Here is a 22,823-nt window from a genome sequence, read left to right as displayed (position 1 = left end):
GAATTTAAATTGTATTATATTTGCGTAGTTAAAAATTCCTGAGCAAAGATTTTTAGCTAATCTGGACAAAGAACTCTAATATGAGGGAATTGCCAATCAAAAATATGCGATCACTTATCTTAAAAAATGCAAGACTACGGTAGTTGTGTTCCTCTGAAAATTAAATAATTTAATTTCTGCAGGCTTTTTCACAAAATTGCTGAATAATAGTTAAATTTCAAAAACTTAGGGCTTAGACAAATGTCACATTTTTTTCCTTGAGGCTTTCAAGGGTCAAGAGGAGCTAGTGCGATGGGTGGGTTAAGAGATTTGTAGCAACTGGCGTTCAAAAGTCCAAAAAACCTGAATTTTTGACACTTGACTCTTGATTATGACAAAAGAAGATAGGTGTACCAGTCGCGTAAGTCCTGAAACTTTCGTAACATAAATAGTTATTTCTTAATTGAGAATTCAGTATCTTGTTGCTTGCCTGCAGCAGGTATTATGAATTACAAATTACGATAATAAGACTTCCCAAATCTCATGAATTGATTCCAGCGTGGTAAAATGCACCCATTATTTCAGTATATGCGTACATGGTTATTAATCTGCCTATCATGTTTGGTTTTAGGCTGGTCATTTCCTGCAATAGCCGTTAGTTCTGCCAATCCCAAACTAGAACAGCAAGTATTACAAATACTCCGCGAACATCCAGAAGTAATTATCGAATCTGTCCAAAAATTCGAGCAGCAACAGCAACAGAAATTACAACAAACACGACAAGTGTTTTTACAAGATTTAAAAACCAATACCCAATTGGTAATAGGCGATTCACCTACCATCGGCTCGCCACAATCCACAATAGTGTTGGTAGAATTTTCTGATTTTCAATGTCCTTACTGTGCTGAGGCACACAAAACCCTCAAGCAGTTGCTAACCAAGTATCCAAACAAATTTACATTGGTTTACAAACATTTTCCCCTGATTCCAATTCACGATCAAGCGCTACCAGCTGCTAAAGCAGCTTGGGCAGCATATCAACAAGGTAAATTTTGGGAATATCATGATGCTCTATTTACTCATCAACAGCAACTGAGTGAGGAATTATATCTTTCTACAGCCAAATCTTTGAATTTAGATGTAGAAAAATTTAAAACAGATGCCTTTGGTGCTAACCCTATTGCTGAACAAGCCATTAGAAAAGATATTCAACTAGCGGAAAAATTAGGGCTTGGTGGCACACCCTTTTTTATCATGAATAGTAACAACTTCTCGGGTGTGGTGCAGTTATCCAAAATCGAAAGCTTGTTGGCTAATGCTCAGTCAGAAGGAATAGGGCAGAAGTAGCTTGGGTTAAGCTACGCTTACCCAACATTTATGGGACAGAAGGTTTGAAAACCTTCCTGAGGGGCTAGAAGCTGTTGGTGCTATATCAATCTCAATCCATGCCGTAGCTTTACGGTGTGTTGTCTTGACATCAAACTTGCTAGATAAGGGCAAAACTTTGTTTTGCCCTAGCAGATAGTGTACTTACCCTTTACGTTTATTGTTATAAAGGTTACAACATACTGTTGAGTGAGAATTGTACAACGCAGAGGTTTACGCCAAGTATAAGAGAGTTGTCTGTATTATTTGTGCGTAACTCTGCGCTTTTCTTTACGCGTATTTATTACCATTGTAAGTTTTATAGTGTCATTTGTGAAAAATTTTCTCGATAAATAACTTAGTTGAAATTTAGGAAACTTTATTGACTTGTAGTGTATCTAAATACAAGTATAGAAACCCTTAAAAAAAATTATTTTAGAGAGGCAATTCATGGGTCGCCCAGGATTTTGGCTATTTTTGCCCCTGACTTTGATAGCTAGCTGTTATCAACAACTGCTACCCACTAACCAGTCTGTGGCTAAATCTCCTCAGGCTGTAGTTCAACCAGCTAATTCAACTTTGTTAGCGAAAGCAACTTATCTTTCACCTTTGGAAAGACAGGTAATTGATGAAACTAACAAGGTGCGAACAAATCCTAAATCTTATCTTCCCATATTACAAAACTATAGAAAGCGCTTCCAAGGAAACAAAGTCAAAATCTCTAATAATACCTATTTGATCACACAAGAAGGGGTAAAAGCTGTCGATGAGGCGATCGCATATCTCAAGTCAGCTCGTCCTGTGGGAACATTAAGTCCATCTAAGGGTATGTCTTTAGGTGCGAAGGATCATGTCAAAGACCAAGGCCCCAAAGGAATCACAGGGCACAATGGAAGTGATGGTAGCAACCCTGTGACTCGTATTAATCGTTATGGTAAATGGCAATCTACTGCAGGCGAAAATATTAGCTATGGCCCCAATACTGCCCAAGATATTGTCATGCAGTTAATTATTGATGATGGAGTGAGCGATCGCGGTCATCGCACAAACATATTTAACGGTAGCTTCAAGGTTGCTGGTGTGGCTTATGGTTCTCACAAAAAATATAGAACAATCTGCGTAATTAATTACGCAGGGGGCTATATAGAAAAAGGATGAAATAGCTAATGTACTCTTGGAAAGACGCGATTAATCGTGTCTCTCCAACTCTTGACTATTAACTCATGAAATCTAACATTTCCAATAGTATTTCTCTATCACTTTTAGAACAAGAAGTCATAGCAGAAATGAACAAGGTGCGGACAAATCCCACTGCATATCTTCCAGTTTTAGAGAATTGGCGACGGCGTTTTGATGGGAAGCAAGTCCTCATATCAGAACGGGTTTATTTGCAGACTCAAGAAGGAGTCAAAGCTGTTGATGAGGCGATCGCATTTCTCAAATCAGTTCGTCCTGTGGGAGCCTTGAGTATATCTGAGGGAATGTCTTTGGCTGCGAGAGATCACGTGCAAGACCAAGGTGTAAAGGGTATAACAGGTCACTATGGTAGTGATGGTAGCGATCCCTTTACTCGCATGAGTCGCTATGGGAATTGGCAAATCACCGCAGCGGAAAATATTAGTTATGGTTCTTATGTACCACAAGACATCATCATGCAGTTAATTATTGACGATGGGGTACGCGATCGCGGTCATCGTCGAAATATGTTTAACTCGGCTTTTAACGTCACAGGGGTAGCGTTTGGGATTCACTCTTTATATAGACAAATGTGCGTGATTACCTACGCTGGCGGTTATCAAGAAAAATCACTTTGATGTCACACAAAATCTCCCTAAAATCCTTGCTGCTATGGGTATGTCAGAATTAGAAGCAAGGTATTTTTTTGCGTAGTCAGGAGAACAGAACGTAATGGGCGATCGCCATAATTATCCTGCGGCTGGTGCTGCAAAGTTGAATGTCTACGTTCAAGGTCAAGGCTTCCCCATTCTGGCTTTACATGGTCATCCCGGTTCTGGTCGCAGTCTGGCTGTATTTACAAATCACCTCTCGCAGCGCTACCAAACTTTTGCCCCTGATTTGCGCGGATATGGGAAAAGTCGCTTTGAGGGCAATTTTAATATGCAAGACCATTTATATGACTTAGAAGCTTTATTAGACCGCTTTCAGATTGAAAAATGTCTGGTATTGGGGTGGTCATTAGGTGGTATTTTGGCAATGGAATTAGCATTGCGCTTCCCACAGCGTGTCACTGGGCTAATTTTGGTGGCTACAGCCGCCAGACCCCGTGGTAATCATCCTCCGATAACTTGGCAGGATAATTTATATACTGGTGTGGCAGGAATATTGAACTATATTAAACCTAGTTGGCAATGGAATATTGATACTTTTGGTAAGCGATCGCTGTTTCGTTATCTAATCCAACAACATACACCTACAGCATACAGTTATATAGCTAAGGACGCTGTACCCGCTTATTTACAAACATCTGGGGCTGCTACTAATGCCTTGTTTACTGCTATTCGTTCTGGGTACAACAGGCTGACAGACTTATGGCAAATTGAATGTCCTACTTTAGTACTTGCTGGTGCCCAAGACCGTCACATTACAGTTGATGCTAGTTTAGAAACCGCTCGCCATCTGAAAAATTGTCAATGGCAATCTTACCCCCATACTGCCCATTTATTCCCTTGGGAAATCCCAGATCAAGTATTAGGAGATATTGATAACTGGCTAGAACTCCATTTTGCAGAAATTCTAGCCAGTTAAGGATTAAAAATTACGGTTTTAATATTCTCCGCTTGGAGACGCACTAATTTTTGAGGCTCAATTTTTTATTCCCAAGAGGTTTATTTAACCCCTTTGGGGAATTCAAAATCACCAATTAATTATCCTAAGTATTAATTCACAGCAATTGAATTAATCTATTTTCACTTGATTTTTTCTACATAAATCAATAATGCTTTTACTAGCATTATTTTTTGCGGTCAATAGTGTAAATGGGGAAAATTTTTTTAACTATTGACCAGTGATTGATTGCCAGTCCTGTCCGTGATAGCAGGGCGTTTAGCCCGTGGTAAGAAGTATTAAGCATTCTGTCTCTCAAGGACTTGTCGCCAGCCAATCAGAAATTCAGACAAAAAGCAACTTTGTGGTTGCGTAGGTTCTACTCAGGACTCAACACACAGAAGGCTGAATGGTTGCCTAGTTTAATATTGACCGCTAAAGGCAGGCTTTACTTTACGGTCAATCCTTTCCCCCAAGTCTTCAGCAATCGTCAAAGAATCGGGTTTACAACGCTTAACGTTCACAATGATTCCCTGTGCGCCTTCTGCCTCCAAATCTTCTATGTAGCCTTTAACGGCGACATTGGCATCCACAGAGTTCAAAAATGGGCCAAAGTAGTATGTGCAACGGGGATTTTGGGTCACAATCTCTACCCACCAAGCCAAGCCAAGATTGTTGACTGTACTAATCAACGTTTCCTTTAGGTCATCCCAAATGGTTTTCATGGTAGTTGCCAATTTATGAATGAGGTATTGGATATTAAAGGGTATTTCGCTGTCTGGTTTTGCTTTACATTTCTTTATACTCTTTTACTCTGAATTTTTAAAGAGGTTTTTGCAATTTGTCTAGGTAAAGTGTGTTTAAGGAACGCTGGCGATAAATCTCATAAAGTGCCATACCTGCTGCTACTGAGGCATTCAGGCTGGGGGTTTTACCCTGGAGGGGAATTGATACCAAGACATCGCACGACTTTTGTGTTAGCATACTCAACCCTTCCCCTTCAGAGCCAATGACTAAAACAATCGGCCCGCTAAAACGGATTGTGTGCAAAGGTTCGCTACCTGTAGCTGCTGTGCCATAAATCCAAAAACCAGCTTCCTTGAGTTCTTCCATAGCACGGCTGAGATTGACAACACGGGCGACTGGGAAGTTTTCTAAAGCACCAGCTGCTACTTTTACCACTGTAGAAGTGATTCCAGCTGCGCGTCGTTGGGGTATGACTAAACCTTGTGCGCCTATAGCTTCTGCGGTGCGAATAATTGCACCCAAGTTGTGAGGATCGGTGATCCCATCAGCAACAATGATGACGGGATCGTTGACAGATTTAGCCTTGGCAATCAAATCATGTAATTCGATGTAGCTGTAAGGGGAAATTTGTGCTGCTATCCCTTGGTGATTAGCTCCATCAGTAATTTGATCTAAGCGCTTTGGTTCTACCTCATCAATGACTGCACCATTGTCCTTGGCTTGCAGGATCAAATGATGAAAGCGGGGATCGTAGCGTAAACGAGTAGTAATCCAAATGCGGTTAAGACCTCTTTGGTTTTCCAAAGCACTTAATACTGGATGACGGCCATATATAATGTCACTATCTTCTGCGATCGCCTTACTGGGCAGCGATGGTGGTGCAAAGTTGCGGTTTTGCTGCACTTTAGCAGAGACAGGCTTACCATCAATCTTTCTGGGATTGCGGATAGGATTAGCCAGAATCCGCTTACCTTTGACTTTCACAGGGGGAGCAACGCGATTAGGTTCGCCAACCGTGGTAATTTTTTTGGATTTATTCGACATACGAGTGTTTGGGATAACTTTTAGGTGGGCATAGCGATTCCCTAACCGACCGAAATCAACTCTACTGGATTTAAGATTTGTGAGATTAGTTGCCCACTATTTTTCTAGCTCGAGCTTTTGCAACAATTCGGTTAATCGTGGGAAATCAGTCAGATAAAGGTAGCCAATTAAAGTTTCTAGACTAGTTGCTTGCTGGTAAATCTCGGGATCAACTCGCTTAGAGCGTCCTGTGGCGGCGTTGCGACCTCTTCGGACTATATCTAATTCTATTTCCTTTAAATGAGGAATGAGCGATCGTAAATGTAGCGCTTGTTGTTCTGCTCTCACCTGTGCCACTACCAGACGATGGTAAGTATCTGGTCGCTGCAATGGCATTAGATAAAACATTCTAACATATAATTCATAGATTGCATCTCCCAAGTATGCTAATGCCGCAGGAGAAATTTGTTGCACTTGTGAGTGCGTCATGGATTGGGGTAGTTGCCCTGTGCTTACCAAGAGTGCTTGCGTCCAAAATGAATTTTGAGCTAGAGGTTCATTTTGTCCATCTAATAACTCTTCTTGCTCCGGCTTCACAAGTTATTCATTCCTTAGTAGGCTACATTTGGCAGACATCATAGATATTGTTTTTAAATACTTAGCATAATATACACTACCAAAATTACTGACTAAAATTTTATTTTTCTGTTGAGAATTTGACATTTTATTTCACATTAGCTATCTTTATATGTCTCCTTGAGAAACGGAGAGTTATAATTGACAGCTTTGACAAAAATTAAGCTATCCAGATAAAACATCGGATAGCTAGATTGGTGTTAGTGGTCAAGCAATCAAGAAGACTTGATGTTTTCTAGAGCCGCTTCAACATTTGATTGCAGAGAGAGAAACTTCTCTAAGCGAACCAGCTTGACCGTTTGAGTTACACGGGCATTAGTGACAATTTGCAAGGTGCCAGTAAGGTTTTGGGCCTGCTTGGCTAGCTGCACCAAGGCACCCAAGCCAGAGCTATCAACAAAGTCAATCTGTGAGAGATCCAAAATAATATGCTTTGGTCCCTCATCAATTTTGCCACCGAGTACCTTGCGAAATGTCGGCTCAGAAAAGGCATCTAATAAACCTGTGAGGCGGAATAGCTGATAATTATCCCGGGTTTCACGAGTACCCCTTAGGCTCACAGTTAGATTCAGTTGTTCAGCAATAACTCCCTCCTCATGGTGAAAGTGAACGCTCCAGTATAAATGGTTTTGGTACAATTTGTCTACAACCTGATGACTTAGGGGATGGGGCATTGGGCATTGGGCATTGGGCATGGGTAATTATTCATTTCTACCCTGCTCCCTCATCTCCCTCATCTCCCTCATCTCCCTCATCTCCCTCATCTCCCTCATCCCTCATCTCCCTTATCCCCTGTCCCTAATTCCTATCCCCCTGCGATTGACGTGCTGCTCGCATTGCTTTGACGAAGTCCTCAAACAAGTAATCAGCATCGTGAGGGCCTGGGCTAGCTTCGGGGTGGTATTGCACCGAGAACACGGGTAAAGACTTGTGACGGACACCAGCAACAGTGCGATCGTTCAAGTTCAGGTGGCTGATTTCTACCACTGCTTCTGGTAAAGAATCTGGGTTAATCGCAAAACTGTGGTTTTGGCTAGTAATTTCTACCCGTTGCTGTAAACCCGCAGGTTGATTTAATCCCCGATGCCCAAACTTGAGTTTAAAGGTTTCTGCTCCCAAGGCATGACCCAAAATTTGATGTCCCATACAAATGCCAAAGATGGGTTTTTGAGCGCCTAGCAATGCCTTGGTAGTTTCAATTCCTTCTGTTACTGCTGCTGGATCGCCTGGCCCGTTGGAAAGAAAGATACCATCTGGATTATATTTGAGAATTTCCTCTGGTGTTGTATGCGCGGGCACAACAATGACTTGACAACCATAACTTGCTAAACGCCGCAAGATATTCCGCTTTACTCCAAAGTCAAGGGCGACAACGGTAAAGGTTTCTCCGTTGCGCTCAGAGACATTAGAGTTAAATTCCCAAGCGGGGATAGTAGGATCAGACCATTCATAAACCTTTCGGGTCGTGACTTCACGCACCAGATTTAGCCCTTGCATACTGGGGGCTGCCTGTACCTGTTCTAATAATTCTGCCTCATCCAAAATCGATGTAGAAATTCCACCATTCATGGCTCCATACATCCGAATTTTACGGGTGAGGGCGCGAGTATCAATCCCATAGATGCCGGGGATGTGGTGCTGTTTCAAGTAGTCAGGCAAAGATTGTGTTGAGCGCCAGTTACTTGGGCGGTGGCAAATATTGCGAGCGATCGCACCTCGTACCTGCGGTCTAGCTGATTCCTCATCTTCGGGATTAACACCAGTGTTACCCAATTCAGGATAGGTAAAAACAACAATTTGTCCGCAATAGCTGGGATCGGTCAACACTTCTTGATACCCAGTCATGCCAGTGTTAAATACCACTTCCCCAATTGTGGTTCCTATAGCACCAAAAGACCAACCGCGATAAGCGGTGCCATCCGCTAGAACAAGTAGAGCCGGGATTGTGTCAGACAGGGGCATAAGCAATCATGATTAGGGGTTAAAAGCTAGGGGCTAGGAGCTAGGGATTAGGATTTTGCTAGTTTCTAGACCTATTCTTTAGTCCCTAGTAAGCTTGCGAATGTTAATTATCCCATGAGTTGGACAAATTAGCGATAAAAAGCATTTGTCATTTGTCATTTGTCATTTGGTGTTTGCTAGAAAACAGAAAGTTTAGTGATTAATAGTTATCCTGCTTGTCTCCCTCATCTCCCTCATCTCCCTTCTTCCCAGTCCCCAATCCCCAATCCCAACTTTCCCACAACAAAGGTAGATTTCCTCACCTTCTGGCAGGTAAAATCGAAGTTAATTATGCTTCAGTCTTTTTTATCCCGTGCAACCCTGATTTGTTTAACAAGTGCGCTAGCGGTTTTGGGTGTTGCCTGTAGTAAAGACAAACAGACCACTGTGACTGTTGACCAAGAGCAACCTCAGCTTGCGGACAAGATAGCAGCATCGCCTTTTGTCGAAGCTTCACCTTTATCCAACCCAGAACCACAGCCACAATCATCGTCTGCTGTTCAATTGAATTCTTTTGAATTGGCGCTGGACAAAGCCGCAGGTGCGATGACGATTAGCCAGTCTGCCCAATCTCCTGATGATTGGAAGTTGGTAGCAACTCAGTTTCAGGATGCGATCGCGCTGATGAAAAATGTGCAGCAAGAAAGTCCTAATTTCACGGTCGCGCAAATCAAAATCTCGGAATACCAGCGCCAAATTCAATACGCTTTGGATAAAGCTACACCCAAATCTCTCGCGCCAATTGCGGTACAACCACCTCAAAAGGCTCCTCAAAGGGTAGTAGTTGTAGTACCATCTGCAAGAAAAATCACGCCTCAACCCACTCAACCTTTATCCCCACTGGTGGCAAAATCACAGCCAGCAGTGCAATCTGTTTTGATGCCGTCAGCACAAATTGCTGAGGATCAAGCTGTCTTTACAGCCCCAATCAAACGCCGCATCGGGGGGACACCAATTATTGAAGTTACCTTCAACGGCGATCGCAAATTCGAGATGATTGTAGATACAGGGGCTAGTGGAACTGTAATTACCCAAAACATGGCAAATGCTTTGGGTGTAGTACCAGTAGGTAGAACCAAAGCCAACACAGCCAGTTCTAAGCAAGTAGAATTTACTATTGGCTATGTTAATTCGATGGCAGCTGCTGGGGTCAGTGTGAATAAAGTAGCCGTGGCGATCGCAGGCTCAGATTTAGAAACTGGACTGCTGGGACACGACTTTTTTGGTAATTATGATGTCACTATCAAGCGCAATGTCGTGGAATTTCGCCCACAATCCCATGCGGATGTTAATTCTTCAGAAAATGAACTAACTGTTCCAATTTCACCCAAGGAGCGCCACTATTTAGGATCTCCTTAGCTAGTTTAATTCCTTGGGCATGGTCTAGCAGTGGGATGGCACCTGCCACTTGTAGCGCCAATGACGTATTTAACGCTACAGCATCCTGTTGCGCCTGAGTTCCCTTGCCTTGTAGTACTGCCTTTAAAATCTCCGCATTTTCTTGCACATCTCCACCTCTGAGTGTGCCTATTGTTGCAGGCGTTAAACCCACCTCTTCGGGATTAATAGTAGTTAACTGCACTTCACCATTAGATAAAACTGCCAAATCTGTTATATCTCCTAACCCCGCTTCATCTAATTTTTCTCTTCCATGTACAACAATTGCCTTTTGCTTACCCAACTTTTGTAAGGCTTGGGCAACAGTTGCTAAAAGTTTAGGAGTAAATAACCCTACTACTTGCCCAGTCGGATTTAAAGGATTGACTAAAGGGCCAAGTAAGTTGAAAACTGTCCGTACCTTAAGAGTCCGCCGCAATGTTGCTACAGCTTTGAGTGCGGGATGCCAACCAGGGGCAAACAGAAAAGTGATCCCCACTTCTTGAACTGCAGCTTGGACTTTTTCGCTAGCAGCACCAAGATTTACGCCCAAAGCTTCTAAAACATCAGCGCTTCCTGTGAGGCTTGATGCCGAACGGTTACCATGTTTAGCCACAGGTACACCATAAGCTGCAGCCACAAAAGCAACGGCTGTCGAAATATTAAAAGTTGACGAACCATCTCCACCAGTACCACAGGTATCAATGAGAGGAGTTAGGGATTGGGGATTAGGGATTGGGTTCCCAGTCCCCATTTTTGATTGAGATTGTAGTACTTCCGCCATACCTGTTAATTCGTCAGCCGAAACGCCTTTAAAGTTTAGCGCTGTTAAAATTGCTCCCGATAATTCAGGCGGAACAGATTCACTTAGCCAGCCTTGCATCAAGTCCGCAGCTTGAGTGCGGGATAAAGATTCTCCATCGATTAACTGTTGCAGCAAGAGATACCAGCTTGTTGAGATTTCTGGCGTGGAGATGGGGGAAGTTGTCATACAATTTTGTTTGCGTGTGGTAGGGTTGAGCTTTTATTGAAGTGTCTGGGAGCTATCCTACCGGAAAACGGGAAACAGTTTGTAGTCAGCAATTTAATGGTTGATATAGAGAGAATAGTTCACGTAGGATGCGTTACGTTATCGCTAACGCATCAGTAACAAAGCTTTTTGTGTATTACGACTTACTGAGATTTTTTCATCAATTAAATCTGATTTATATATATAAAGAATTTAATTTATCACTACGAAAAAGTCTTATAGTTGGTAATAAATAACTCTTTTCCTTTGGCTGCATTACTCTGTCTATAATTATTCATCCCATACTGCAATTTCCACTCGAAAATATTTGCCCAGCTAAAATTTTCTCTAATTTGTGGCGAATCGTCGTAGGTAATTAACCAATCGTGGTGGCATTGTTTTAATACTTCGGCAAATTTTTGATGTTCAAAAGAGGTATGTAAGTTACCTGCTTTGCCATAGAGTTTAGATTTAGTAGCTATAAAATATGGCGGATCTAAAAATAAAAATACTTTCTCACCTGCTGCATATAATAATTCGCTGTAATCTAAGTTAGTAATGAGAATATCTTCTGATAAAATGCTTTCTAATTTCTCAAGACGGTCTATCGATGAATTAGTAAAGCGTTTATGGAAAGCTTCTTGAGAATAACCGCCAGATTCTACAGTTCCGCTAAATGTAATGCGGTTAAGAACAAAAAAGCGAACTGCTCTTTCAAAATCAGATAGCTGGTTAATATCTACGGTTGTTAATTCTTTATATAAGAATCTGCCATCTGTATATTTATTTTTAATATGACGAATTTCTTTAACTAGCTCAGAGATATCAGATTGAGCAAATTTCCAAAACAGAAATAATTCCCGGTTTAAATCGTTAATCCAAATTTTGAGATTGGGGAATTTTTGCTTTAAGTAGATGAATACAGAACCACCCCCTACAAATGGTTCTCTAAATTCAGAAAAACTATCTGGTAAGTATTCGATTATTTGATTTATTGCTTTTGATTTACCGCCTGGATAACGGAGTGGACTTTTGAACATGATTTTCTGGCGATCGCGAAAATCTTATTTTAAGTATAAAAATTCTCCTAGATGCGGTAAACAATAAAAGCTACTTATGCAAACAGTCTATAGGTGAGTGCAAAATATATTTATCTTTCTTTTGTCAAGAAAATGTTGCATTTCTATAAAAATCTGTTACATTACTTTACAGGCAGTCACAACTGTCACCACATAAAAGCTCGGAGTGTTATTTATGACAGGCACGAAGAATCCTACACCTACAGTTTCTGAAGATCCTAACGCTTTACGCTGGGGCTTCACTCCTCAGAGCGAAAACTGGAATGGTCGTTTTGCAATGATTGGTTTTCTAGCGGCGATTTTAGTGGAAGTTTTTTCGGGCCAAGGAGTTTTACACTTCTGGGGTATCCTCTAAATTCAGCTTCGTTTGATGTTCTCTTAAGACTGCGATGTGTAGAGTCGCCTGGCTTCTGTTGACATCAAGACTCATTCAGACTGCGATCGCAGTTGCAATACATTCAGATAAATATCATTCTTTCGATATTTGCAGAAAATGCAAGCTTTTGCATTTCTAACTTGTAAGCAAAGCTGGACATTAATTGTTCAGTTTTGCTTCTCTTAAATCCAGAAATTGGTAGTTAATTTAGTCAAAAATAGCCATAAACTACCGTGATGCACGAAAGATTACACGCCCTGGTAACTCTTCTTGATTAATTCGCGCGTAGACTCGCAGACAAGCTAAAACTTCGCCAGGATTACCGCCACAATCGAGTTGCAAGTCATCTTTGGTTAAAGCGCAGATATCGGCGTAAAGCCCGGATAATTGGCGTATTCTGACTTCATTACCTGCATTAATCGCTTGATCGACAAATTTTTTCAGCATTCGGCGTGATTCTTGTTGTAAGTTACCCCACCAAGAATAGCGATCGCTTGGCGGGACAAATACTAAAGAGTGTATGGCTTCGTCAATGTCAATCCAAGCACGTAGGGTTAAGACTGGATCAGCATTTTCTACAGCTTTTTGAGTACGATGAAAGCGCCCTGTGAATGCTTCAATATATTGAGTTTGCTGTTCTGGCTTAGAGTTTAAGGAAATAATATCAAAGCTAAATACGCTCTTTAAAGCGTGGTGTAAATCTGGGTCAATTTCGATAAATTTTATACAAAGTAGCAAATAGCCAGCTAGTAAATTTAAGTCGCTGGATTCGTTATTGGGAATAATTTCCGAATTTGGCAGTAATTTTTGAGATAAACATAAACCTTGAGCTTGGATAGTACCACTCAATCCAGGGTAAATAATTTCGTCTCTGATGAAGGGTAGGGTGTAGAGATTGGAATTATCTTCTATAGCACCAACTTCTTGCGCTAAAGTCAAGGCACGTTGTCGCCAAGCTGTCGCCAAGTCTTCAGGAACTCGTAGCAATTTGCGTTGCATCTCGTTCCATAATTCTGAATCTGTTTGGCTTTGGAGTTGAGAATTTCCTAAATATAATTTCAGGTCTTTATCTGTATTAAAAGCTTTCTTCAGACGACTTAGTTTTAATTCATGATTAGAGTTTAACTCTGGTAATTTTTGAGATTTAGTTTGTAAAATATCATGAAGTTCTTGCAGCACCTCGTCACATAATTTAGCCCCTGGATCGCTAGGTAATTCTTTTTGCGCTTGCTTTAAAGCTGCTTCGATTCCGTACAGGCTAAACCGTAATAATTGGGCTAAATTTGAGTTTTCTATTGCTAATAGCTGACGTAGGTGCTGCATGAATTTAGCCTCGATTTTAATCTATTTTTCTATCTCACACGAAGGTAAAATTTATACGAACCACAGAGGCGCAGACAACAAAGAGAAAGATGTTGTTGAGAGGTTTTTCCTTTCTTTGCGCCTCTGCGCCTCTGCGTGAGTTTATTACCTAATGAATACCGCAAAATGGATCGCGTTCTTTATCAACTTCATTGGGTTGCAATTCTAGTTCAGCACGGTAAACACATCCTTCTTGTTTGAGACATTTTTGATCGGTTGATGTCCAGTAAGGTACTTCCCCGGCGTGCATTCGTAAAATTCCGTAATTGTCTATGCTGACACGATATTGGCAAGGATAATCTGTAGCGAAATCGGGTTTACTTAATGCGCCAATACGTATCCATTTTTTCGTATTAGTTTGTGCATCAGTTTGCACAACATAAAAGGTGTGTTGTCCATTTTTGGGGAAGGGAGGTAGAGGATTACTAATTAATCCGGTTCCTGGTTCTGGTGAACCATCACGCAAATAATGGAATTCTTGTAGGGATTTACTCACATCTTTGTCGGCTTCAAATACGAGATGATAAGCATCTGGTTGATCTACTGTTGCTGACTCAATTACATTGATGGCAATATCACCATCATTTAAGTCTTTATGAGGTCTTTCTACGGCAATATTCCACTTTAATTTACCATCAGCAAATAAGGCTGAAGTTCCTGAGGCGGCAGAGATTACAGAATTAACATCAATACCAGAAACATCAATTAAATAATGTGGATTTCCTTGACAAAGTAAGACACTAAATTGTAGGGTTTGGTCAATTTCAAACTGAACTTTAATTTTCTTCAGGAAGTCTGGTTCTGATAATCCCAGTTTTTCCATCAAAGTTTTGCCATCAAAGCTACCCCACAGCCGCAAATCCCCATCTTCATAATCTTGACGGTAAATAATATTTGTTAACTGTATACCTTGCCACTCAGTCCGAACTTTAGCAACGCTTTCATCAGCGCCTAGTTGATAAAGTTCTTGTCCGGCTTTAAAGATTGTCAGCAGTTCGTTACTTTGGGTTTTGCGTTTAAAGTTGCAAGGTAAATAATAAAACAGGTTTTTGACATCAATTTCTAGTTGATTTGCGCCTTTACGGAGTAATCCTTTTGACTCTTCGGGGTCAAAGCGTAATCTCCGTAATTTTTCGGCGTAGCAAGCACCGGCTGAGGTGGCTAATTTGGTAAATTCCAACACAAAGGTAATGCGTTCGGGGTTCCACACGAAGTAGGGAGATTTACTAAATTCTTGGTAGATGTGGCGCTGTACCAAGTCGAGGTTGCAAGTTTTCCCCGATAAAATCAACCAATCTACTTTGTGGGAATTCCACGAATCTACTTTGGCATCTTCTGGACGTAAGCGACTATCCATCAAGCCTTTAGCAATACCGATCGCTTCTTTAATAGATGATGATGCGGCGCGATCGAATTGCTGACTATCGATGGTAACGCAGATACTACTGGTATCTTTTGCTTGGTATTTAATGGCACTTTGAACTAGTAATTCATAAATTTGCTGTTCAGCAAGGCTGAAAGTTAGGATTGAAGCATCTTCTGGCGGCTTTTGCCCAAGTTTGATTTTGGCAGCTTCGGCATGATCCCACAAGGTATAAAATGTTTGCAGACGTTGCGGTGCTTGTTGCCAACGGGTAGGTAAGACTTTTTCCGCAGTATCTAAAGCGTCTTTATAAGCAGCGTCACCTTCAGGATTTTCTTTATCTACACATTTTAAAATACTGCCGCTTTTGAATTGTCCATTTTCTAGGAAGCGTTCATTTAATTCAGAATTAATTAAATCTTCCAGCTTATCGCTGCTTAACTCACCTGTGGAAACTGCTGTTAATAAAAAATCTGCGATCGCCACTTTTAAAAGCCTGAAGATTCGCAGGGTAATTAACTCGCCACCTAGCTGTAAATGTCCAGATGAACCTAAGAGTTTGGGTGTGAGTTTATAATAGCGTCCCCCTAAACCTCGGTCTTCATTATCAGCAAAGAAAGGCGTTTTATCTTCTAATGTGAGTTCAATTAAAGCTAAATCTGTAGTACCACCACCAATATCTAAAACCAGAACATTTTGTGACCATTTATTTCCTTCTTGGCGACAACGAGTCTTGAAAGATTCAATCCCAATATTGAGATTACCGCCAAATTCTCGCCACAGGAAAAATATAGCTACAGAAACAGCTTCATCATAAGCAGTTTGGACATCATCTAATCCTAATTGTTCCACTAATTTCTTAACTTCCTTACGCACAACAGGCGGTGCGACGGTGGGATAGGTAACAACTGCGGAAAGAAATCCCCCGTCAGAAAACCTGCGTCTAGCGCGTTGGCGATAGTCTTGGGTTAACTCAATTAAATGTCCCCAAGCTGCTTGAATTAATTGGTTAACGTTGATGGTTTCTTCATCTTCATCAACAATTACTGGAAAAGAACGATCCTGTCCAAAATAGCGTTTGGGTGAGTGATGAAAGCGGCTGATAATTTCTTTTAAAGCACTGCTAGTTCCTTGGGCGATCGCTTTTTTTCTGTTGTCGCTAGCTTCCCTACCCATTTTCAGTTGTAGGGCTGATAATCGCGAAATTTCTAACTCACTTTTAATTTCGGTACTGCGGCGATCAATATCTAGAACCACAGGGATGAGATTTTGCGATTCTAAAGTAGGAACGCGGAAGACTTCATGATATATCTGATAAAGTTTTTTACTAACAGCACGGCGAAAGCGATCGCTTGTACCTAAACATAGTTCAATTTGGCGAATTGCTTCTAAAAATCGTTCTCTATTATCACTTTCAAACACTTCACTTAAGCGGCTAGGTTCGATTTCCAAATTTTTACTAATATCAGCAATAAATTTATCCCAATCGCCAGCACTGACATCGGGTAAAGCAATTCCCGCCGGAGAATTCAGCCATTGCGCCATGCGATCGCGTAGTCGCATTTCTTGTTCTCTGGGTAATACTTCGGCGATGGGTACTTCGATGGGATCGAAGAGGGTAACAGTAGAGTTGGATGTACCAAAATCGACAGCTAACCATCCGGGAAATCTTTTTTGTTGTTCGCTATTTAGTTGGGAGGAGTTCATAGGATTTGTTGAGGGGATAATTGGAAACGCAGAGATTCGCTGAATATCTTCTTCTTGTCTTTCTACTTTGCGTCCTTCTCTTCGAGACACTTCGTGAATGCGCCTTCTCTGCGAGACGCTTCGCGAATGTGGTTCGTTTAAAAAATCTCGATCAACGAACCGCGAAGACACGTTCGGCGAAGCCGTTCCCGAAGGGTAGTACACGAAGAAAGAGAATAGTAAGAGTTTATTTCTGAAGATTCAGCACTATTTACTAATAGTTTTTGGCTGAGACATCAGCGAGAATTTGTAACCAAGTGGGAATAGATGATTGTGATGGTGTATCGCCAGCAGCAATATGTCTAAGTAAATTCTCTTTTTTAGAAATATTTTGCAAACTAGGAATAATTTGATCCAAAATTCCTTGTAATTCGGCGTTCACTTTTTGATTTACTTCACTCACATATTGCACAAGATGCAGACTAGCGCTAGCAGTAATTTCATCTCTTAGACGTAAGACAAAAAGTTGATGATTGTTGGCTTTAGGCGCACCGTTGCGTTCAGGGGCCCAATCAAAAATTTGCCCGATATTATGTTTTTCATCTTGACGCGCTAAGGGAAAGATCATTTCCGGTGTAATCGATTTTTCTTGATTATGAATCTCAGAAATGATTGCTTCTTGCCATTGATTAGGATCACAGCCTAAAAGTAGTTTATAAAAAAGTTCTGCTTCTTCGATACCAAATTTTGATTCAATATCTGATTCCATCTCTGGGTTGAGATTTGTTTGCAGAAATTCCCGTTCTTTAGCGACGTAATTTGATAATTTAGTCAGCAAATCTCCAATTGCTTGACTAATGCGATCGCGCGCAAATTCTTCTACTTCTTGAATCGTCTTGGCAAAGATGGGATAAAAATCGTCGCTTTTGGTGGGAATTGTAATATTAACTCGGTTTCCCCGCTCAAATAACTTTCCGGCTGCACCTTTAGATTCGGTGAGGGCGATTGTACCATTATTAACTTTGTTGAACAGTAAAGTCCATTGACTCCAACTGAGGATTCTAAAAGTTAATTCATCTTTAACGACATCGCTGACAGAAACGTTGCGTCTATCTTTGAGTGGTTCTTTTCCTAAATCTTTTTGGAAGTTTCTATAGCTTTTATCTAAATTTTCAATTGCTTCTCGTAATTCAATAAAAGCGGGACTGTCTCCAGTAGGTATACCTTGTTCGTGAATTTCGTGGAGAATATTTTTGAGATTATTTTGTTGCTGACGTACAACTTCCGCCGCACGTTTTGTATCTTCATACAATTGCTTTAGTCCGTGGGTAGCAACGTGTTTTTGAATTAATTCTCGCAGCTTGCTAATACCGCCATCTTGAGCAAAGTAACCCAGTTGTCTGCCAAGATAATTACGTCCATCGGATGTTAATAAGCGATCGCTTAATCTGCCCCATTTTTCTTGTAACCTTTTAGAACGGTCTAGATAATCGGGATAATCGAGGTTAGCTAAAAACTCTGGCGAACCTGCTTTTACCGAAGTGGAACGCTTTGCTAAATCTGCTAGTCCTAACAGTGGTGATAGTAAAACGATGCGGTCTTTTTGAGTAGTAAAAGCACCGGCTGCGTCAATGGTTGTTTGTAAAACTTTAAGTTTCTGAAAAACGCTGCTTTCCTGTAAAGGATAATTTTCGCCGCTATCGTTAATTAATTGATCAAGTTCTCTTTCCCCACCTTCGCTTTCCAAGGGAAGTTGATCGAACCGTCCCACACCCACCAGAATCAAATCCTTGAGGTCTTGTCCTGGTCGCTGCTGCTGCATCATGGTAAAGATTTTATTGGCGCGATCGCTTCCAGGAGATTTACCATTGAGCAATACGAGAATTGTCTGCACCTCTGCTAATTCTCGCAGGGATAAAAATGTGTCGCGCGTTCCCGAATTAGACGCACCCAACCCCGGAAAGTCAAGCAAAATAAATTCTGAAGCACCCGTAACGTCCCAAATTTCCCGTGAGATTTTCACTTCAATATCTACACGACGAATCAACGGGAAACTATTCTGTAATAACTTTGAGGCTAATCTTTGCGGTGGACTTGGTAATTTAATATGAGCAGGGGGTAAATCATCAAAGCTGAGGGTTTGAATCGCCATTGGTTGCTCAAGTAACTGTAACCCCTCACGGGCAGTGGTAGCATTAATTTGGTAGCATCCACCACACATCGCCTCACCGTAAGATAGATAAGCGCGAATAAATATGACTAACTCACGCAGTAAATAACGCAACTCCAAATTGTTGCTACTCTTCCAGGTTTCCTGACACCAACTGAGAATATCTTTTGGTTCCTTCAGCTTCGATAGCAGCGCCGGTGGAAGTCCCGCAGCGATGGTGCGGCGATTAGCTTCCCCCAACATAAACCGCAGACAATCATGTACACCTTCATCATCTAAGTACTCTACGGTAAAATTGCCTAGCTGAGTAGTCGCAAAGCCTTCCTGAGGAATGATATGTATAGCTGTAACGTTTCCCGTAGTTGGATTTTCACTCACAGGTAAAGCATCAGCGTAGCCAATTAAACTACCTAGCAGCAAAGTTTTCCCACTGCTAAATTCACCCATCACCCCAATTTTGACTGGTGAGGTAGCCAATTCTACAGTTTTTTGAGCAGCTTCCCGCAAGCGAAACAGACTCTCATCAAGACTAGCTGGTACCCAATCTTCTTGCTTGGAGGGATATTCAGGTACAGAGTCTAATTTCTGGAGGATGAATTCGCCATACTCTTTAAAACGCTCCAGTTGTTCTGTTTCCATAGAGTATTTTTTGCTCTAAGATAAATTGCTGTGAGTTTTATAACACAAAAAATATCACTCTTGCTTGACAGGAATTTAAAATTAAAAATTTCACAATTTTTTACCATACATAGCACTCAACCCCTATGGGGAATTCAAAATTCAAAATTCAAAATTCAAAATTCAAAATTCAAAATTAATCTACTCACAGTTTTACAAGGTTGTCACAATTATAAATAGAACTTCTATACTTTACCCAAGACTGGCTCCGCGTTCCTATGTGTTAAAAAATTTTCCAAATTATACGTAATAACAAAGAATGTTGGTAGCTAACTGATGTTCCCAATTTTCTTTAGAAAAAATTAACAAGTATCAAAGTAGTGATTTTGTATTTTTTGCTAACTATTGATATTTTGATATATTAGATAATCAATTTAGACGCATCCTGATAATCAAGTGCATCTCTAATATCTGCCCTCAAGAGGCGAAAAGGCAGAAAGTTAGATAAGGGTGCTGTGTAGATATAAATTTGGCAGTAATGATTGGTTAGATTCGCGGTTGCACCCTCTTCCTAAAATGCGATACCTGCGGCGGGCTACGCCTACGCGAATTATCTATTGTTTGGTGTTTGGTAATGGGTAATTGGTAATTGGTAACTGGTAATTGGTAATTGGTAATGGGAATTTTCTCCCTCATCTCCCTCATCTCCCTTATCTCCCTTATCCCCAATCCCCAGTCCCCAGTCCCCAATCCCCAATCCCCAGTCCCCAGTCCCCAATCCCCAATCCCCAGTCCCCAGTCCCCAGTCCCCAATCCCCAGTCCCCAATCCCCAATCCCCACCACCCAACAGCCATGAGGGGAGAAAACCCTCTAGTCACCAATAAATTTTCATGTGAGAATCATTTTCTCGATAATTTTACTGAATCAAAGATTCTTTTGAACCTGCCTACTGCCATAGATTTCAGATGTAGAATGGCTGATTTTATTTGTAGGCTTCACGAATCTTTGACAGCTTCTTTACGGAAACTTAACCTAAACTTATTGAAATTTTAACCAAAACCCTGTTTACTGAAGAGTAATTCACTTTTTGCTGCAACATTTGAACCCCTCAATCAACCTGGATTTTCAGGACTTGGGGGGATTCTTTGTTTTCAAGTGCGATCGCTCTCAGCTTAACCCAAAAATAAAATCTGCACTTGATTTGTGTTTTTAATTTATATTTTTCAGTGCAATAACTTTGTCCTTTTAAACCCAATCCCCATTACCCCTTATCCCCAGAGGGGGCCCCGAGTTCCCCAATCCCCAATCCCCATTACCCCTTATCCCCAATCCCCAATCCCCAATCCCCAATCCCTTCATTCATTCTCAATTGTTAGCAGAACTTTGAGATATAAATTTTCGACTCTCCGAGTTTGCGATTCACCCAATGAAGCATAATTGAGCAATCCTGGAGAGCCATTAACTTCAATAATGGTGTAGTCTACCATTGGCATTGTGATATCGCTAGCAATAATATCTACCCCTGCTAATCTTAAACCCATATCTTTAGCGATATTAATTGCCAATTTTTTAAAATCTGGATGAATAATGTCGCTTAAATCTACAGCATCTCCGCCACTCGATAAATTTGCATTGTCTAAAAGATAAACAATATTACCTGGGGGAAGCACACTCTCAAAGGCTAATTTTTGCCTTTTTAATTTTTGAGCAATTCTAAAATCTTCAAAATCGATAATTTTTCTAGAATGTTGATTGAGAATTTCTTGCTTTTGATGCAAAAGCTCTAAAACAGTGGATTCACCATCACCTACAATAAATAAAGGAATTCGCTGATAGGCAATCATTACTTCTTGATCTAAGACTACAATTCTGTAGTCATTGCCCATATGGAATCGCTCAACAATAAAGCCTGGGGTTATTTGTAATATTTTTTTTGCTACTTGATAGTATTCTCGTTTATTATAAACTTTAGTTACGAATCTACCTTGGCTGAGATTAAGTGGTTTAACTATTACAGGCATTCCCAAATACTTAGCATAGTTAAAACCATCATCGATATTTCTTAACGTCTCAATTTGTTTGCATAGTTTCTCATTAAAAAAAGTTTTGCCTTCAGGAACTTTATAGCCAAAATGATTGAGAAAAAAACTAGAGGAACCTTTATCCTTGGCTAACTCTGCTGCTCCAAAACCATTTATACTGAAATGCGTAGAGCGAAAAACAGTTTTTTTCCCATTTTTAAAGGTAATATGACCTACATATTTACATTCTGGGTCTAATACTAATACTGCTCCAATTTGCTCAACAACTTTTTCAATTATTGTGACAACAAATGGTGTCTTCATTTTTATAAATTATTAGGTTTCAATTTAATTCCATATTTTGTAGCGTGCATTACACTCTGTTAACGCACCATTTTTGAATTTATTTACGGGAATATTTTTTAATTACAAGTGGATTAAGGGGGTCATACCCCACAGATAAAAATTGCACAATGTGCCCAGTATATATTCAATTGTTCTGTACTAAATTGTCAAGCCTGAAATCTATGTCAAAACTGTCTAGGTTGTAAGTCGAGCAACAAATCGATTTAGTTAGTGCTAAATCTTAACAAACCTAGTTTAGTTAATCGTTGTGCTGGCAAAATAATTTTTTACTCAAAACTTGCACAGAAAAAAAATTTATTTTTTTGGATAACGCCATAAATAGAGTAATCTTAGAACTAAGTACACCAGCTCCTAATTGCGGTAAAAATAGCAAGTTTAGTAGAGCATCTAATTATAGAAGTAAAATTTCATACTCAAAATAGGAAATTAGTTACTTGCACTCCTTAGTCCCAGGTGTTGACAACACAAAAATAATGTATTACTAAGGGTGCATCGATACTTAAAAAGGCGTTAGTCTATCCCCGCCAAGAGACTTACTAACGCCCTTGACTTAGCTCCCGAAGGATAATTTAGATCATGCCACAAAATACCGAATATCCAGCTTCCACAACAGAAATGCAAACTAAAGGCTACAGACAACGCCTTAACACTTGGGCTATCACTCGTATTGTTCCCAATACAGACCCAGTAATTGTGGCTAGATTCCGCAGCCGTTCTGATGCTGATGGCTATTTGCGCCACTTACGCCAAGTAATACCAAACACTATCTTTGAGATTGTTGTGGATTGTAAACGCGATGAAGCTGTCCTTTGAAAGATGAAGTGTTAAGGATGAAAATATAGCCAACATTTTCAAGAAAA

The 22,823-nt window shown here is 40.6% G+C and carries 19 protein-coding genes; 7 read left to right on the top strand and 12 right to left on the bottom strand.

The genetic code is table 11. The features are described from left to right. Positions 1–546 precede the first annotated feature (546 nt). The 4 genes from HGR01_RS12620 (at position 547) to HGR01_RS12605 (ending at position 4,110) form a co-directional block, all read left to right on the top strand. On the top strand, positions 547–1,326 hold the full coding sequence (locus HGR01_RS12620; protein WP_045871627.1) for a DsbA family protein: 780 nt from the start codon (positions 547–549) through the stop codon (positions 1,324–1,326). Between the two features lie 468 nt (positions 1,327–1,794). Then, a complete protein-coding gene (locus HGR01_RS12615; protein WP_045871628.1) occupies positions 1,795–2,502 on the top strand; it encodes a CAP domain-containing protein in 708 nt (235 codons plus the stop codon). A 65-nt stretch (positions 2,503–2,567) separates the two neighbouring features. Further along, positions 2,568–3,158 (top strand): CAP domain-containing protein, encoded by a 591-nt coding sequence (locus HGR01_RS12610; protein WP_045871629.1) that lies wholly within the window; start codon positions 2,568–2,570, stop codon positions 3,156–3,158. A 94-nt stretch (positions 3,159–3,252) separates the two neighbouring features. Next, on the top strand, positions 3,253–4,110 hold the full coding sequence (locus HGR01_RS12605) for an alpha/beta fold hydrolase (protein WP_045871630.1): 858 nt from the start codon (positions 3,253–3,255) through the stop codon (positions 4,108–4,110). A 440-nt stretch (positions 4,111–4,550) separates the two neighbouring features. Here HGR01_RS12605 and HGR01_RS12600 read toward each other — a convergent pair whose 3' ends face one another. The 5 genes from HGR01_RS12600 to carA all read right to left on the bottom strand — a co-directional run bounded on the left by HGR01_RS12600 (position 4,551) and on the right by carA (position 8,496). Further along, positions 4,551–4,853 (bottom strand): DUF1816 domain-containing protein, encoded by a 303-nt coding sequence (locus HGR01_RS12600; protein WP_045871631.1) that lies wholly within the window; start codon positions 4,851–4,853, stop codon positions 4,551–4,553. A gap of 97 nt (positions 4,854–4,950) precedes the next feature. Further along, positions 4,951–5,919, bottom strand: a complete 969-nt coding sequence (rlmB, locus tag HGR01_RS12595) for a 23S rRNA (guanosine(2251)-2'-O)-methyltransferase RlmB (RefSeq protein WP_045871632.1) — start codon at positions 5,917–5,919, stop codon at positions 4,951–4,953. A 96-nt stretch (positions 5,920–6,015) separates the two neighbouring features. Beyond that, positions 6,016–6,495, bottom strand: a complete 480-nt coding sequence (locus HGR01_RS12590) for a Mini-ribonuclease 3 (RefSeq protein ID WP_045871633.1) — start codon at positions 6,493–6,495, stop codon at positions 6,016–6,018. 254 nt (positions 6,496–6,749) lie between these two features. After that, on the bottom strand, positions 6,750–7,208 hold the full coding sequence (locus tag HGR01_RS12585) for an STAS domain-containing protein (RefSeq protein ID WP_045871783.1): 459 nt from the start codon (positions 7,206–7,208) through the stop codon (positions 6,750–6,752). A 124-nt stretch (positions 7,209–7,332) separates the two neighbouring features. Beyond that, entirely contained in the window at positions 7,333–8,496 is a 1,164-nt protein-coding gene (carA, locus tag HGR01_RS12580; protein ID WP_045871634.1) for a glutamine-hydrolyzing carbamoyl-phosphate synthase small subunit, read from the bottom strand. A 330-nt stretch (positions 8,497–8,826) separates the two neighbouring features. On the opposite strand from carA, the gene HGR01_RS12575 reads away from it, so the two are divergent. Continuing rightward, positions 8,827–9,894 (top strand): TIGR02281 family clan AA aspartic protease, encoded by a 1,068-nt coding sequence (locus HGR01_RS12575; RefSeq protein ID WP_045871635.1) that lies wholly within the window; start codon positions 8,827–8,829, stop codon positions 9,892–9,894. Here the strand turns inward: HGR01_RS12575 and trpD are convergent. Together trpD and HGR01_RS12565 are read right to left on the bottom strand one after the other, a co-directional pair. Beyond that, complete coding sequence (gene trpD, locus HGR01_RS12570) at positions 9,824–10,903, bottom strand: anthranilate phosphoribosyltransferase (protein WP_045871636.1); 1,080 nt, start codon at positions 10,901–10,903, stop codon at positions 9,824–9,826. The genes HGR01_RS12575 and trpD overlap by 71 nt on opposite strands. A 242-nt stretch (positions 10,904–11,145) precedes the next feature. Beyond that, complete coding sequence (locus HGR01_RS12565; RefSeq protein ID WP_045871637.1) at positions 11,146–11,961, bottom strand: DNA adenine methylase; 816 nt, start codon at positions 11,959–11,961, stop codon at positions 11,146–11,148. A gap of 214 nt (positions 11,962–12,175) precedes the next feature. Here HGR01_RS12565 and HGR01_RS12560 point away from each other — a divergent pair, with 214 nt between their 5' ends. Beyond that, on the top strand, positions 12,176–12,355 hold the full coding sequence (locus HGR01_RS12560) for a chlorophyll a/b-binding protein (RefSeq protein ID WP_045871638.1): 180 nt from the start codon (positions 12,176–12,178) through the stop codon (positions 12,353–12,355). A gap of 249 nt (positions 12,356–12,604) precedes the next feature. Here the strand turns inward: HGR01_RS12560 and HGR01_RS12555 are convergent, their stop codons facing one another. The 5 genes from HGR01_RS12555 to HGR01_RS12535 all read right to left on the bottom strand — a co-directional run bounded on the left by HGR01_RS12555 (position 12,605) and on the right by HGR01_RS12535 (position 21,921). Beyond that, a complete protein-coding gene (locus HGR01_RS12555; RefSeq protein ID WP_045871639.1) occupies positions 12,605–13,699 on the bottom strand; it encodes a hypothetical protein in 1,095 nt (364 codons plus the stop codon). Between the two features lie 148 nt (positions 13,700–13,847). Next, the gene (locus tag HGR01_RS12550) at positions 13,848–16,808 is read right to left on the bottom strand and encodes a virulence factor SrfB (protein WP_045871784.1); all 2,961 of its coding nucleotides are present in this window, start codon (positions 16,806–16,808) and stop codon (positions 13,848–13,850) included. A gap of 253 nt (positions 16,809–17,061) precedes the next feature. Further along, positions 17,062–19,596 (bottom strand): proteasome protein, encoded by a 2,535-nt coding sequence (locus HGR01_RS12545; RefSeq protein WP_045871640.1) that lies wholly within the window; start codon positions 19,594–19,596, stop codon positions 17,062–17,064. Between the two features lie 589 nt (positions 19,597–20,185). Next, complete coding sequence (locus HGR01_RS12540) at positions 20,186–20,416, bottom strand: hypothetical protein (RefSeq protein ID WP_155539382.1); 231 nt, start codon at positions 20,414–20,416, stop codon at positions 20,186–20,188. Between the two features lie 515 nt (positions 20,417–20,931). Further along, complete coding sequence (locus tag HGR01_RS12535) at positions 20,932–21,921, bottom strand: cyanophycin synthetase (protein ID WP_045871642.1); 990 nt, start codon at positions 21,919–21,921, stop codon at positions 20,932–20,934. A 618-nt stretch (positions 21,922–22,539) separates the two neighbouring features. Here HGR01_RS12535 and HGR01_RS12530 point away from each other — a divergent pair. After that, a complete protein-coding gene (locus HGR01_RS12530; RefSeq protein WP_045871643.1) occupies positions 22,540–22,776 on the top strand; it encodes a hypothetical protein in 237 nt (78 codons plus the stop codon). The last annotated feature ends 47 nt before the right edge of the window (positions 22,777–22,823 follow it).

It is taken from the genome of Tolypothrix sp. PCC 7712, from assembly GCF_025860405.1.
Classification (GTDB): Bacteria; Cyanobacteriota; Cyanobacteriia; order Cyanobacteriales; family Nostocaceae; genus Aulosira; species Aulosira diplosiphon.
This window is presented reverse-complemented; position numbering and strand designations above follow the sequence as displayed.

Bases quoted from the DNA above. Each gene is read 5' to 3' on its own strand.
- HGR01_RS12620 (WP_045871627.1), top strand. From the start codon at position 547: ATGCACCCATTATTTCAGTATATGCGTACATGGTTATTAATCTGCCTA.
- HGR01_RS12615 (WP_045871628.1), top strand. From the start codon at position 1,795: ATGGGTCGCCCAGGATTTTGGCTATTTTTGCCCCTGACTTTGATAGCT.
- HGR01_RS12610 (WP_045871629.1), top strand. From the start codon at position 2,568: ATGAAATCTAACATTTCCAATAGTATTTCTCTATCACTTTTAGAACAA.
- HGR01_RS12605 (WP_045871630.1), top strand. From the start codon at position 3,253: ATGGGCGATCGCCATAATTATCCTGCGGCTGGTGCTGCAAAGTTGAAT.
- HGR01_RS12600 (WP_045871631.1), bottom strand. From the start codon at position 4,853: ATGAAAACCATTTGGGATGACCTAAAGGAAACGTTGATTAGTACAGTC.
- rlmB (WP_045871632.1), bottom strand. From the start codon at position 5,919: ATGTCGAATAAATCCAAAAAAATTACCACGGTTGGCGAACCTAATCGC.
- HGR01_RS12585 (WP_045871783.1), bottom strand. From the start codon at position 7,208: ATGCCCCATCCCCTAAGTCATCAGGTTGTAGACAAATTGTACCAAAAC.
- carA (WP_045871634.1), bottom strand. From the start codon at position 8,496: ATGCCCCTGTCTGACACAATCCCGGCTCTACTTGTTCTAGCGGATGGC.
- HGR01_RS12575 (WP_045871635.1), top strand. From the start codon at position 8,827: ATGCTTCAGTCTTTTTTATCCCGTGCAACCCTGATTTGTTTAACAAGT.
- trpD (WP_045871636.1), bottom strand. From the start codon at position 10,903: ATGACAACTTCCCCCATCTCCACGCCAGAAATCTCAACAAGCTGGTAT.
- HGR01_RS12565 (WP_045871637.1), bottom strand. From the start codon at position 11,961: ATGTTCAAAAGTCCACTCCGTTATCCAGGCGGTAAATCAAAAGCAATA.
- HGR01_RS12560 (WP_045871638.1), top strand. From the start codon at position 12,176: ATGACAGGCACGAAGAATCCTACACCTACAGTTTCTGAAGATCCTAAC.
- HGR01_RS12555 (WP_045871639.1), bottom strand. From the start codon at position 13,699: ATGCAGCACCTACGTCAGCTATTAGCAATAGAAAACTCAAATTTAGCC.
- HGR01_RS12550 (WP_045871784.1), bottom strand. From the start codon at position 16,808: ATGAACTCCTCCCAACTAAATAGCGAACAACAAAAAAGATTTCCCGGA.
- HGR01_RS12545 (WP_045871640.1), bottom strand. From the start codon at position 19,596: ATGGAAACAGAACAACTGGAGCGTTTTAAAGAGTATGGCGAATTCATC.
- HGR01_RS12535 (WP_045871642.1), bottom strand. From the start codon at position 21,921: ATGAAGACACCATTTGTTGTCACAATAATTGAAAAAGTTGTTGAGCAA.
- HGR01_RS12530 (WP_045871643.1), top strand. From the start codon at position 22,540: ATGCCACAAAATACCGAATATCCAGCTTCCACAACAGAAATGCAAACT.